The organism is Pseudomonas aestuarii (assembly GCF_027988105.1).
GTDB lineage: Bacteria > Pseudomonadota > Gammaproteobacteria > Pseudomonadales > Pseudomonadaceae > Aquipseudomonas > Aquipseudomonas aestuarii.
The window spans coordinates 48,800-61,682 of the sequence record NZ_JAQJZJ010000001.1; the positions used below are offsets into that span (position 1 = coordinate 48,800).

Below are 12,883 nucleotides of genomic sequence, written 5' to 3' on the forward strand. Positions count from 1 at the left end.
GAAGCACCGGCGCCGCTGTATGCCCAGGTCAAGCAGATGATCGTCCAGCAGATCCATAGCGGTGCCTGGCCGGCGCACCACCGGGTGCCCTCGGAAAGCGAGCTGGTGGAGGCCCTGGGTTTCAGTCGCATGACCATCAACCGCGCCTTGCGCGAGTTGACCAATGACGGCCTGCTGCTGCGCATGCAGGGCGTGGGCACCTTCGTGGCCGAGCCCAAGGGGCGTTCGGCGCTGTTCGCGGTGAACAACATCGCCGATGAGATCGCCGCCCGTGGCCATCGCCATCAGAGCAAGCTGATTCGCCTGAGCGAGGAGCTGGCCAGTCCGGAGCGGGCCATGGCGCTGGACCTGCGCGAAGGCCAGAAGGTCTTCCATTCGTTGATCGTGCATTACGAAAACGAGGTGCCGGTGCAGTTGGAGGATCGCTACGTCAATGCGGCGTTGGCCCCCGACTACCTCAAGCAGGATTTCACCCAGCTGACCCCCTATGCCTATCTGACCCGGGTCGCGCCGCTGACCGAGGGCGAGCACGTGGTCGAGGCGATCCTGGCCGAGCCCGAGGAGTGCCGGCTGTTGCAGATCGAGCGCGGCGAACCCTGCCTGCTGATTCGTCGGCGCACCTGGTCTGGGTCGCAGGCCGTTACCTCGGCGCGCCTGCTGCATCCGGGCTCGCGCCACCGGCTGGAGGGGCGTTTCAGTTCATGAGTCAGATGCAGCTCCTGCGCGCGGCCGACTATCCGCGCATGCCCTGGAAGAACGGCGCCGGCAGCACCCTGGAAATCGCCCGCGACCAGGGTGAAGGGCTGGAGGGGTTCGGCTGGCGCCTGTCGATCGCCGATATCGATCAGTCGGGCGGCTTTTCCGCCTTTGCCGGCTACCAGCGCGTCATCACCGTGCTGGAGGGTGAGGGCATGTGCCTGCAGGTCGACGGGGTGGCGTCGCGTCCGTTGTTGCCGTTCGATCCGTTTGCCTTCGCCGGTGACAGTCGGGTGGCGTGCCAGCTGCTGGCCGGCGCCATCCGTGACTTCAACCTGATTTATGCCCCGCAGCGCTACAGCGCGCGCGTGCAGTGGCTGGCCCTGGAGCGCTCACAGCGCCTGTTCACCTCGGCAGCCACGCTGCTGCTGTTCTGTGCAGGCGAGGCCCTGCAGGTGCGCCTGGGTGATGCCGATTGTGCGCTGCTGGGGCGCCACGACTGTCTGCAGGTCGAGCGCGGCACCGACCTGGTCGAGTTGCAACTGCAGGGTAGTGCTGCCGGCGTTTGTTGTTTGATCGAACTGACCCCGCGGTAAACCCCTCGCTTCAGATTCCTTGAGCGGACATTGTCCGCTATCGCCATGGGCACACCTTCGTCAGGGCGGCCTGTGCCTCTTCGCAGGAGGCTCGCGCCGGCGCGCTGCTTGTGCTGCTGGTCCGGCTATTTTTGCGCGGTTGGCGAGCATGTCGTCGCTTTATTTGCATATACATTGAGGGGGGTATGTTGCGGGGCGAACGGCCAAGCTCCGCCCTGGAAGGTGTCTTTTTCCGTCTGGCCGGTGCCGGGTGAAGGCTTCTATGCTGATAGGGCGTCAGGCGGTTTCCTCTAGTGCCGTGTGCCTCTGTAACGCTGCAGGGGATGCGGCGAATAGTCGAGCAGTGAATTGGCCGTGGGGCGAAGTGCGCGAGGCACGGCAATTTTCACTTGATCGTACTTGTATATACATGTTTAGATCTGCGCATGCCCAGCCGTAGTGCATGAAAATAGTCAGGCTGACGGCGGTCTTTCCCTGGAGGATTTCTTGTGAGCAACTCGACCCGTTTCCGTGATATCGAAATCCGCGCCCCGCGTGGTAATCAGCTGACCGCCAAGAGCTGGCTGACCGAAGCGCCGCTGCGCATGCTGATGAACAACCTCGATCCCGAAGTGGCCGAGAATCCCAAGGAACTGGTGGTGTATGGCGGCATCGGCCGTGCCGCGCGCAATTGGGAGTGCTACGACAAGATCGTCGAGTGCCTGACCAATCTGAATGACGACGAGACCCTGCTGGTGCAATCCGGCAAGCCGGTCGGCGTGTTCAGGACCCACAGCAACGCGCCGCGTGTGCTGATCGCCAACTCCAACCTGGTGCCGCACTGGGCGACCTGGGAACACTTCAACGAGCTGGATGCCAAGGGCCTGGCCATGTACGGCCAGATGACCGCCGGCAGCTGGATCTATATCGGCAGCCAGGGCATCGTCCAGGGCACTTATGAAACCTTCGTCGAGGCCGGCCGCCAGCACTACGCCGGCAACCTGACCGGCAAGTGGGTGCTGACCGCCGGCCTCGGCGGCATGGGCGGCGCCCAGCCGCTGGCCGCGACCCTGGCCGGTGCCTGCTCGCTGAACATCGAATGCCAGCAGAGCCGCATCGACTTCCGCCTGAGCAGCCGTTATGTCGATGAGCAGGCCAGGGATCTCGACGACGCCTTGGCGCGCATCGCTCAGTACACCCGTGAAGGCAAGGCCATCTCCGTTGCCCTGCTGGGTAACGCCGCCGAAATCCTCCCGGAGTTGGTCAAGCGTGGCGTGCGCCCGGACCTGGTCACCGACCAGACCAGCGCCCACGACCCGCTCAACGGCTACCTGCCGATTGGCTGGAGCTGGGATGAATACCGCGCGCGTGCCCAGCGTGAGCCGGCGGTGGTGGTCAAGGCCGCCAAGCAGTCGATGGCCGTGCACGTGCGCGCCATGCTCGACTTCCAGAAGCTCGGCGTGCCGACTTTCGACTACGGCAACAACATCCGCCAGATGGCCAAGGAAGAGGGCGTGAGCAACGCCTTCGACTTCCCCGGATTCGTCCCGGCCTATATACGCCCGCTGTTCTGTCGTGGTGTCGGTCCGTTCCGCTGGGCCGCGCTGTCCGGTGATCCGCAGGACATCTACAAGACCGACGCCAAGGTCAAGGAACTGATCCCCGATGACGCCCACCTGCACCACTGGCTGGAGATGGCCCGCGAGCGCATCGCCTTCCAGGGCCTGCCGGCGCGTATCTGCTGGGTCGGCCTGGGTCAGCGCGCCAAGCTCGGTTTGGCGTTCAACGAGATGGTGCGCAGTGGCGAACTGTCCGCGCCGATCGTGATCGGCCGCGACCACCTCGACTCCGGTTCGGTGGCCAGCCCCAACCGCGAAACCGAAGCCATGCAGGACGGCTCCGATGCCGTGTCCGACTGGCCGCTGCTCAACGCCCTGCTGAATACCGCCAGTGGCGCCACCTGGGTCTCGCTGCACCACGGTGGCGGGGTGGGCATGGGCTTCTCCCAGCATTCCGGCATGGTCGTGGTCTGCGACGGCAGCGATGAAGCCGCCGAACGCATCGCCCGTGTATTGCACAACGATCCGGCCACCGGGGTGATGCGTCACGCCGATGCCGGCTACCCGATCGCCATCGACTGTGCCCACGAGCAGGGCCTCAACCTGCCGATGATCAAGCCGGTCAAAGGAGCCTGAACATGAACCACCTGAATATTCTGCCCGGCCAACTGACCCTGGCCCAACTGCGTGAGGTCCATCAGGCTGCGCTGACCGTGAGCCTGGATGAGAGCGCCGCCGCGGCGATCGAGGCCAGTGTCGCCTGCGTCGAGCAGATTCTCGCCGAGAACCGCACCGCCTACGGCATCAACACCGGTTTCGGTCTGCTGGCCTCGACCCGCATCGCCAGCGCGGACCTGGAGAACCTGCAGCGCTCGTTGGTGCTGAGCCACGCCGCCGGCGTCGGCCAGCCGCTCGACGATGCGCTGGTGCGGCTGATCATGCTGCTCAAGGTCAACAGCCTGTCCCGCGGTTTCTCCGGCATCCGCCGGGTGGTGATCGACGCGCTGCTCGCCCTGATCAACGCCGAGGTCTACCCGCATATCCCGCTCAAGGGCTCGGTCGGCGCGTCCGGCGACCTGGCGCCGCTGGCGCACATGTCGCTGGTCCTGCTCGGCGAGGGCAAGGCGCGTTACCGCGGCGAGTGGCTGCCGGCGCGCGAGGCGCTGGCGGTCGCCGGTCTCGAGCCGCTGACCCTGGCGGCCAAGGAAGGTCTGGCGCTGCTCAACGGCACCCAGGTCTCCACCGCCTATGCCTTGCGCGGCCTGTTCGCCGCCGAGGACTTGTTCGCCGCGGCGCTGGTCTGCGGCGGCCTCAGCGTCGAGGCCATGCTCGGTTCGCGAGCGCCCTTCGATGCGCGCATTCACGCGGCCCGTGGCCAGCGTGGGCAGATCGACGCGGCGGCGGCTTACCGCGACCTGCTGACCGCCAGCAGCGAGATCTCCCGCTCCCATGAACAGTGCGACAAGGTCCAGGATCCCTACTCGCTGCGCTGCCAGCCCCAGGTGATGGGCGCCTGCCTGACCCAGATCCGTCACGTTGCCGAGGTGCTGCAGGTCGAGGCCAACGCGGTATCGGACAACCCGCTGGTGTTCGCCGCCGAGGGCGATGTGATCTCCGGTGGCAACTTCCACGCCGAGCCGGTGGCCATGGTCGCCGACAACCTGGCCCTGGCCATTGCCGAAATCGGCGCGCTGTCCGAGCGGCGCATCTCGCTGATGATGGACAAGCACATGTCGCAGCTGCCGCCATTCCTGGTGGCCAATGGTGGGGTCAACTCCGGCTTTATGATCGCCCAGGTTACCGCCGCCGCGCTGGCCAGCGAGAACAAGGCGCTGGCCCATCCGCACAGCGTCGACAGCCTGCCGACCTCGGCCAACCAGGAAGACCATGTGTCGATGGCCCCGGCCGCCGGCAAGCGCCTGTGGGAAATGGCCGACAACGTGCGCGGCATCCTCGCCATCGAGTGGCTCGGCGCCTGCCAGGGCCTGGACTTTCGCGAAGGGCTAAAGAGCTCGGTCAAGCTGGAACAGGCGCGCCAGGTTCTGCGCGCCAGGGTGGCGCATTACCAGCAGGATCGCTTCTTCGCCCCGGACATCGAGGCGGCCAGTGAACTGCTGGAATCCCGTTGCCTGAGCGACTTGCTGCCGGCGCAACTGCTGCCGTCCCAGGCCTAAGGCCACCCTGCCGCGCGCCCCTGCTCCGTCGCGTGCGATGGGGCAGGGGCACGCTGTGGCTATTACGCAGGATCGACAGGTCGCGCTCATGCATTCAGTCGGGCTCACGGAGCCAGTTTTGCCCGCATTACAAACGGGCAGCGATTGCCTTTGCCGAGGTGGCGGCCATGCTTGTGGTAAAGGTCATCCCGGTTCGGGTGATTGCCAGTGCACCAGGCTGCAGGCCGCCAGGCCTGATCTGTACTGCGAGGAGGAACACCCTTTATGCAACGCCTATGGCTCAACTGCCACGCCGCCACCATGGCCGGCGGGCGCTACTCGATCATTGAGGACGCCGCCCTGGTCAGCGAGGGCGCGCACATCGCCTGGATCGGCCCGCGCGCCGAGCTGCCCGCGGCCGACTACGCCGAAACCATCGACCTTGAAGGCGCCTGGCTCACCCCCGGCCTGATCGATTGCCACACCCATCTGGTGTTCGCTGGCGACCGCAGTGGCGAGTTCGAGCAGCGCCTCGAGGGCGTCAGCTATGCCGAGATCGCCGCGGCCGGCGGCGGCATCGCCAGCACCGTGCGTGCCACCCGCGAGACCAGCGAGGGCGAGTTGCTGAGCGGCGCGCTGCAGCGTGCGCGGCAGTTGTTGCGCGAGGGTGTCACCACCCTGGAGGTCAAGTCCGGCTACGGCCTGGATCTGGCCAGCGAGCGCAAGATGCTGCGGGTGATCCGCCGGCTCGGCGAGATGCTGCCGCTGACCGTGCGCGCTACCTGCCTGGCCGCCCACGCCCTGCCACCCGAATTTGCCGGCCGCGCCGACGCCTATATCGAGCTGGTCTGCAACGAGATCCTGCCGGAGTTGGCCGCCGAAGGGCTGGTGGACGCGGTGGATGCCTTCTGCGAGCACCTGGGCTTCTCCCCATCCCAGGTCGAGCGGGTGTTCCGCGTCGCGCAGGCGCTGGGCCTGCCGGTCAAGTTGCATGCCGAACAGCTGTCTTCGCTGCATGGCTCCAGCCTCGCGGCGCGCTATCAGGCGCTGTCGGCCGATCACCTGGAATTCATGGACGAGACGGATGTGATCGCCATGGCCAAGGCCGGCAGCGTGGCGGTGTTGCTGCCCGGCGCCTTCTACTTCCTGCGCGAGACCCAGCTGCCGCCGATCGAGTTGCTGCGCCGCCACGGCGTGGCGATGGCGGTGGCCAGCGACCTCAACCCCGGCACCTCGCCGGCGCTGTCGCTGCGGCTTATGCTGAATATGGCCTGTACCTCGTTCCGCCTGACCCCCGAAGAGGCCCTGGCCGGGGTCACCCTGCATGCCGCCAAGGCCTTGGGCCTGGCGGCCAGTCGCGGTAGCCTTGAGGTGGGCAAGGTCGCCGACTTCGTCGCCTGGCAGATCCGCCGACCGGCGGAGCTGGCCTATTGGTTGGGCGGCGATCTGCGCAAAAGGGTCATTCGTCATGGCGAGGAGATCACCCATGGATAACGTACTCAGCTTCAAGCGTGGGCGCTTGCCGTTGCTGATCAGCATGCCGCACCCCGGCATTCTGCTGACCCCGGTTGTGGAGGCCGGGCTGGTGGAGGAGGCGAAGGAGCGTCCGGATACCGACTGGCATATCCCCCTGCTGTATGATTTTGCCGCCGAGCTGGGCGCCAGTACCCTGGAAGCCTGCTACTCGCGCTATGTCATCGACCTCAACCGCCCGGAGGACGACGCACCGCTGTATGCCAGCGCCACCACCGGCCTGTATCCAGCCGTGCTGTTCGATGGCGAGCCGCTGTTTCGTGCCGGCATGCAGCCCAGCGCCGAGGAGCGCGCCCGCTACCTGGAGGAAATCTGGCGGCCCTACCACCAGACCCTGGCCGACGAGTTGGCCCGGCTGAAGGCCGAGTTTGGCTATGCGCTGCTGTTCGACGCCCATTCGATCCGCTCCTGTGTGCCACGCTTGTTCGAGGGCCTGTTGCCGGACTTCAACCTCGGCACCAATGCCGGCGCCAGTTGCGACCCGCAGCTGAGCGAGCGCCTGCTGGCGGTCTGTGCCAAGGCCAAGGACTACAGTCACGTGCTCAACGGCCGCTTCAAGGGCGGACACATCACCCGCCACTATGGCCAGCCCGAGCAGCAGGTGCATGCCGTGCAGCTGGAGCTGGCGCAGTGCACCTACATGGAGGAACAGCTGCCCTTCGACTACCGCCAAGACCTCGCCGAGCCGACCCAGGAGGTGCTTCGCGACCTGCTGGAGGCGATGCTGGCCTGGGGGCGCGAGCGTTACGGACGCTAGCTGCCATGCTGTGATGGAAAGCCACTTCGCGGGTTTCCCACGCGGCGTCAGGTATGAGCCGCGGCTGATGGGTGGATGCACGCGCCTCACCCATTTGGGTGGCTGTTTCGCTCGATCGGTGTGGATATTCTTTCGGGCTTGTCCGCAGGCAAGCCTAATAAGAAGGAGCATCCATGACCCCCAGCCTGAAAGTCCTGACCGCCGCCGTGTTGTTCGCCGGCCTGCCCGCCGCGACCCACGCCATGCCTTATTCACAACTGGTCATCTTCGGTGACTCGCTGAGCGACAGCGGCCAGTTCCCCGATATCGGCAGCCCTTTGCTCGGCGGTAACCCGACGGGCGGTTTGCGTTTCACCAACCGCACCGGGCCGACGTACCTGAGCAACAACAGCGAATACTTCGACGCCGTCGCCACCCAACGCCTGGCCGCGTTGCTTGGCCTGCAGGCATTGCCCTCGACGCCTATTCTGCCGCAACTGCTTACCGGCAACGCCGATGGCACCAACTATGCGGTGGGCGGCTACCGCACCGATCAGATCCTCGCCTCGATCACCGCCGCCAATGGTTCGGTGGTGAACGCCGGTGGCGGCACCATTCGTACCCGCAATGGTTATCTGCTGGATGTGCCGCGAGTCGATCCCAACGCATTGTTCTACATCAACGGCGGCGGCAACGACGTGCTGCAGTTCGTGGTCACCGACCAGGCCAGTGCTGCCGCGGCGGCAGCGGATCTGGTGGCGGGCGTCGCCGCGCTGCAACAGGCTGGCGCACGCACCATCATCGTCTCCGACCTGCCCGATGTCGGCCTGACCCCGGCGGGCTTCGTTAGCGGCTTTCGCACGGCCTGGTCGAATGCCTCGGGCCTGCTCAACGCCGAACTGGGCAACCAGCTTTCGGCCCTCGGCGGCAATGTCATTCGCCTCAACTTTCGCGGCCTGTTGAGCGAAGTGAAAAGCGACCTGGCGGCCTTCGGCTTCGACCCGCTGGTGAGCCAGACCGATGTCTGCTTCAGCGGCGCCAGTTGCCTGGCCGACCCGACCTGGGGGCTGGGCGGGCTCACGCCGAACCCCGACCGTTTGATGTTCAACGATGGTGTGCACCCGACCGCCGCGGTGCAGCAGATCAGCGCCGATTACATCTATTCGATTCTCGGCGCACCCTGGGAAGTGTCCTTGCTGCCGGAAATGGCCATGGCCAGCCTCAACGGTCATCAGCAACAGCTGCGCAGTGAGTGGCAGGCCGACCGCGGTGCCTGGCAGGCCGTCGGCCAGTGGCGCAGCTTCGTCGGCGCCAGTGGTCAGCGCCAGCAGTTCGAGCGCGGCGAGGCGGTGGCCAGCGGCGACAGCACGGGCCTGGGCGTGAATCTGGGCAGCAGCTACCGGCTGAGCGAGCAATGGCGCCTGGGCCTGGCCTTGGGCCTGCAGCAGCAGAGCCTCGAGGTGGGCGAGGCCGACTCCGAGTACGACCTGCGTAGCTACCTGCTCAGTGCCTTTGCCCAGTACCAGCAGGATCGCCTGTGGGCGGACGCCAGTCTCAGCCTGGGTCATCTGGATTACAGCGACCTCAATCGGCAGTTTGCCCTGGGCGTCAGCGAGCGCAGCGAGAAAGGCGATACCGATGGTCAGCTCTGGGCCCTGTCCGGGCGCCTGGGCTATGACCTGGCCAATGCCGATACGGGCTGGCGGGTCAGTCCGTTCATCAGCGCCGACTATGCCCGTGTGGATGTGGACGGTTATCGCGAGCGCGGTGCCAGTTCGACGGCGCTCAACTACGGCGATCAGCAGCGCGACAGCACGCGGTTGGGCCTGGGCCTGCAAGCCAATTACCAGCTATCCCCGGCGACCCAGGTGTTTGCCGAGATCGCCCGCGAGCGTGAGTTCGAGGATGATCGCCGCGACTTGCGCATGGGCCTCAACTCGGTAGCCGGCAACCGTTTCGAGCTGCAGGGGCATACCCCGGCCAGCGGCCAGACCCTGGCCGGGCTGGGCATCAGTCATGCCTTGGCCGAGGAGCTGCAACTGCGCGCGGCCTATCAGTTCCGCGGCACCGACGACCGCCAACATGGCGTCAACCTGTCCCTCAACTGGGATTGGTAAGCACCTGCCTCGGCTGGCATAAGGTTGCGCCTGCAACCTTATGCCAGCGCGGTGCCAGTTTCGACTGGCGTCATTCCCAGCGCAAACGCGCCAGCTGCCATTCATCGCCTTCCCTCCACCACTCCAGCCTGACCGCATAGTGCCGTGCGCTGTCGGGGATCAGGCCTGCGGCACCGGTCAGGGCGACTTGCGCCTGACTGTGGCCTTTGTCGCGGTAAATCGGGTCCAGGCGGCTATTCTTGCTGAGGGCGATCACCTTGACGTGCTTGTATCGCAGAAACAGCACGGCCATGGTGCGCCTGGCCCAGTCGCGGTCGTATTCCTGCTGGGCGGAGAATTGCGGGTGCAGTTGTGCGAGGACGGCGCCGGTGTCTTTCGCTTCCAGGTTGTCCTGCAGCTGCTGGACCGCCGCTTCCAGGCGCGCTTGTGGATCATCCGCGGCGCCGCAACCCGTCAGCAGGATGAAAGGCATCACTAAAAGTAAGGCAAATCGCCGCGCTGGCATGCCGAATTCCTTTTACATGGTTATGATGCGAGGCAGAGCGGGAGACGCCAGTGGCAGCAAACCAGCGGGGCGTTTGCACACGAGTTGGCGCCGTACCCTACGTATACATCCAGGAGTGCACCATGCAGACTTTGTATCCGGAGATCAAACCCTACGCCCGCCATGAGCTGGCCGTAGCGGCGCCGCACGTGCTCTATGTGGATGAGAGTGGTACCCCGGATGGTCTGCCGGTGGTGTTCATCCATGGCGGCCCGGGCGCGGGTTGCGATGCCATGAGCCGGCGCTTCTTCGACCCCAACCTGTACCGTATCGTCACCTTCGATCAGCGCGGCTGCGGCCGCTCGACGCCCCACGCGAGCCTGGAGAACAACACCACCTGGGATCTGGTCGCCGACCTCGAGCGCATCCGCGAGCACCTGGGTATCGACAAATGGGTGCTGTTCGGCGGCTCCTGGGGCTCGACGCTGGCGCTGGCCTACGCCCAGAGCCACCCCGAACGGGTGCACGCGCTGATCCTGCGCGGCATCTTCCTGTGCCGTCCGCAGGAATTCCACTGGTTCTACCAGGAAGGCGCCAGCCGCCTGTTCCCCGACTACTGGCATGACTACCTGGCGCCGATTCCAGTCGAGGAGCGTGGCGAGTTGATGAAGGCGTTCTACAAGCGCCTGACCGGGCCCGATCAGATCGCCCAGATGCACGCGGCCAAGGCCTGGTCGAACTGGGAAGGGCGTACTGCCACGCTGCGGCCGAACTCGCAGGTGGTCGACCGTTTCAATGACTCGCACCGGGCGCTGTCGATTGCCCGGATCGAGTGCCACTACTTCGTCAACAACGCCTTTCTCGAAGCCGACCAGTTGCTCCGTGATATGCCGAAAATCGCCCACCTGCCGGGAGTGATCGTGCACGGCCGCTATGACGTGATCTGCCCCCTGGACAATGCCTGGGAACTGCATCAGGCCTGGCCCAACAGCGAGCTGCAGATCATCCGCGATGCCGGCCATGCCGCCTCCGAAGTGGGCATCACCGACGCCCTGGTGCGTGCGGCCAACCAGATCGCCCGGCGCCTGCTCGACCTGTCGCCCGACGAAGCATGAAGGCGCTGATCCAGCGGGTCAGCGGTGCGCGGGTCGAGGTGGCCGGCGAGGTCGTCGGTGCCATCGACCAGGGCTTGCTGGCCCTGGTCGCGGTCGAACCACGGGACGATCCGGCCAGCGTCGCCAAACTGCTGCACAAACTGCTCAACTACCGGGTGTTCAGCGACGCCGACGGCAAGATGAACCTGTCGCTCGGCGATGTTGGGGGCGGCTTGCTGCTGGTCTCGCAGTTCACCCTGGCGGCCGACACCCGCAACGGTCTGCGCCCGAGTTTTTCCAGCGCCGCGCCGCCGGCCCTGGGCGCTGCGTTGTTCGAACTGCTGGTCGAGCAGGCGCGGCTCAAACATGCCCAGGTTGCCTGCGGCCGTTTTGGTGCCGATATGCAGGTGCACCTGGTCAACGATGGACCGGTGACCTTTCTCCTGGAAGTCTGACGGCATCCTGCGCCGATACGCCAAGGGATGGTCGGTTGCCGCTCTGGCGTGCGGGCTTTGTTAGAATCCAGTGAATTTCCCCCGCGCCTACGTCAGACAACGTAGCCGCGCTGCCACGATCGGTGCGCATGCAACTCAAACAAAAACTCGTCGCGCTGGCCATTCTGCCGCTCCTGCTGGCGATCTTCGTGATCGGCGCGCTGGTACTCTCGCATGCCAAAAGCTTGGGCGAGCAGCAGGAGTTGCTGATCGAAACCAGCATCATCGCCAGCAAGAAGACCGAGCTGCAAAACTACGTCGAACTGGGCTTGAGCGCGGTCGCGCCGCTGTATGCCAGCGGCCGCGATGATGGTGTCACCCAGCAGCAGGTGCTGAACATACTGCTCGGCCTCGACTATGGCAGCGATGGCTATTTCTTCGTCTACGACGGCAAGGGGCGCAGCCTGATGCACCCGCGTCAGCCGGAATTGATCGGCCGCGATCTGGTGAGCATGAGCAACCCGCACTGGGTCCAGGCGATCCAGGCGCTGCTGCTCAGCGCGCGCCGCGGCGATGGCTTCCAGCGCTATCAATGGGAGAAACCCTCCACCGGTCAACTGACCGAGAAGCTCGCTTACGTGGTGATGCTCGAGCGTTGGGACTGGATGATCGGTACCGGCCTCTATCTCGATGATGTCGAACAGGCTACCGCGCAGGCCCGGGCCAAGGTGGCGGAGAATATCCGCAGGACCATGTGGTCGCTGGCCGGCGTGGCGCTGGTGGCGGTACTGCTGGTGTCTGCCGGTGGCGTGACGCTCAACTTCAGTGAGCAGCGTCTGGCCGACCGCAAGCTGAAACTGTTGGCGCAGCGCATCGTCAGCTCCCAGGAGGACGAGCGTTCACGGGTATCGCGCGAGTTGCATGACGGTATCAGCCAGTTGCTGGTGTCGGTCAAGTTCCGTCTCGAGCTGGCCTGTCACGAGCTGGAAAACGGGCGCAGCCAGGCGCTGGAGACGCTGCGCGGCGGGCTGTCCCGGCTGGCTGGGGCGATTGCCGAGGTGCGGCGCATTTCCCATGATCTGCGTCCCTCGCTGCTGGACAGCTTTGGCCTGCCAGCGGCCATCGGCCAGTTGGCGGTCGAGTTCGAGCAGCGCAGCGGGCTGCTGGTCGAGTACCAGCAGAGCCTGGACATGGTCCGGCTGCCCGATGCCGAGTCGGTCGCGCTGTTTCGCATCGTGCAGGAGGCGCTGGCCAATATCGCGCGCCACTCCCAGGCCCGCCGGGTCAGCATCGCGCTGCTGCAGGATGGCTCGACGCTGCAGTTGAGGGTGCGCGATGATGGCATCGGCTTCGACATCGCCCGGATCGAACAGGCGCGCAGTAGTGGCATCGGCTTGCGCAACATGCGCGAGCGGGTCGAGCACCTGGGCGGTCGTTTTACCTTATCTTCAACGCCAGGCCGCACCGAGCTTATGGTGAGTCTGCCGCTACCAGGTTGAGCC

At 65.6% G+C, this 12,883-nt stretch carries 11 protein-coding genes; 10 read left to right on the forward strand and 1 reads right to left on the reverse strand.

From position 1 onward, the window contains the following. The first annotated feature begins 36 nt into the window (after positions 1-36). The 7 genes from hutC to PH586_RS00260 all read left to right on the forward strand — a co-directional run bounded on the left by hutC (position 37) and on the right by PH586_RS00260 (position 9,369). A complete protein-coding gene (hutC, locus tag PH586_RS00230) occupies positions 37-705 on the forward strand; it encodes a histidine utilization repressor (RefSeq protein WP_408636744.1) in 669 nt (222 codons plus the stop codon). Then, complete coding sequence (locus PH586_RS00235) at positions 702-1,292, forward strand: HutD/Ves family protein (protein ID WP_271345762.1); 591 nt, start codon at positions 702-704, stop codon at positions 1,290-1,292. Before hutC ends, PH586_RS00235 begins: the two co-directional genes overlap by 4 nt. Positions 1,293-1,780: 488 nt before the next feature. Then, a complete protein-coding gene (hutU, locus tag PH586_RS00240) occupies positions 1,781-3,466 on the forward strand; it encodes a urocanate hydratase (protein ID WP_271345763.1) in 1,686 nt (561 codons plus the stop codon). A gap of 2 nt (positions 3,467-3,468) precedes the next feature. Beyond that, a complete protein-coding gene (hutH, locus tag PH586_RS00245; RefSeq protein ID WP_271345764.1) occupies positions 3,469-5,004 on the forward strand; it encodes a histidine ammonia-lyase in 1,536 nt (511 codons plus the stop codon). Positions 5,005-5,268: 264 nt separating this feature from the next. Beyond that, positions 5,269-6,477, forward strand: coding sequence for an imidazolonepropionase (hutI, locus tag PH586_RS00250; protein WP_271345765.1), 1,209 nt, complete (start codon positions 5,269-5,271; stop codon positions 6,475-6,477). Continuing rightward, on the forward strand, positions 6,470-7,273 hold the full coding sequence (hutG, locus tag PH586_RS00255; RefSeq protein WP_271345766.1) for an N-formylglutamate deformylase: 804 nt from the start codon (positions 6,470-6,472) through the stop codon (positions 7,271-7,273). Before hutI ends, hutG begins: the two co-directional genes overlap by 8 nt. Before the next feature lie 173 nt (positions 7,274-7,446). Then, positions 7,447-9,369, forward strand: coding sequence for an autotransporter domain-containing SGNH/GDSL hydrolase family protein (locus PH586_RS00260; protein ID WP_271345767.1), 1,923 nt, complete (start codon positions 7,447-7,449; stop codon positions 9,367-9,369). A gap of 70 nt (positions 9,370-9,439) precedes the next feature. On the opposite strand, the gene PH586_RS00265 is transcribed toward PH586_RS00260, so the two are convergent. After that, positions 9,440-9,874, reverse strand: a complete 435-nt coding sequence (locus tag PH586_RS00265) for a hypothetical protein (protein WP_271345768.1) — start codon at positions 9,872-9,874, stop codon at positions 9,440-9,442. Positions 9,875-9,996: 122 nt separating this feature from the next. Here PH586_RS00265 and pip point away from each other — a divergent pair, with 122 nt between their 5' ends. The 3 genes from pip to PH586_RS00280 all read left to right on the forward strand — a co-directional run bounded on the left by pip (position 9,997) and on the right by PH586_RS00280 (position 12,880). Beyond that, the gene (pip, locus tag PH586_RS00270; RefSeq protein WP_271345769.1) at positions 9,997-10,968 is read left to right on the forward strand and encodes a prolyl aminopeptidase; all 972 of its coding nucleotides are present in this window, start codon (positions 9,997-9,999) and stop codon (positions 10,966-10,968) included. Continuing rightward, a complete protein-coding gene (gene dtd / locus PH586_RS00275) occupies positions 10,965-11,402 on the forward strand; it encodes a D-aminoacyl-tRNA deacylase (RefSeq protein ID WP_271345770.1) in 438 nt (145 codons plus the stop codon). Before pip ends, dtd begins: the two co-directional genes overlap by 4 nt. 128 nt (positions 11,403-11,530) lie before the next feature. Further along, the gene (locus PH586_RS00280) at positions 11,531-12,880 is read left to right on the forward strand and encodes a cache domain-containing protein (protein WP_271345771.1); all 1,350 of its coding nucleotides are present in this window, start codon (positions 11,531-11,533) and stop codon (positions 12,878-12,880) included. The last annotated feature ends 3 nt before the right edge of the window (positions 12,881-12,883 follow it).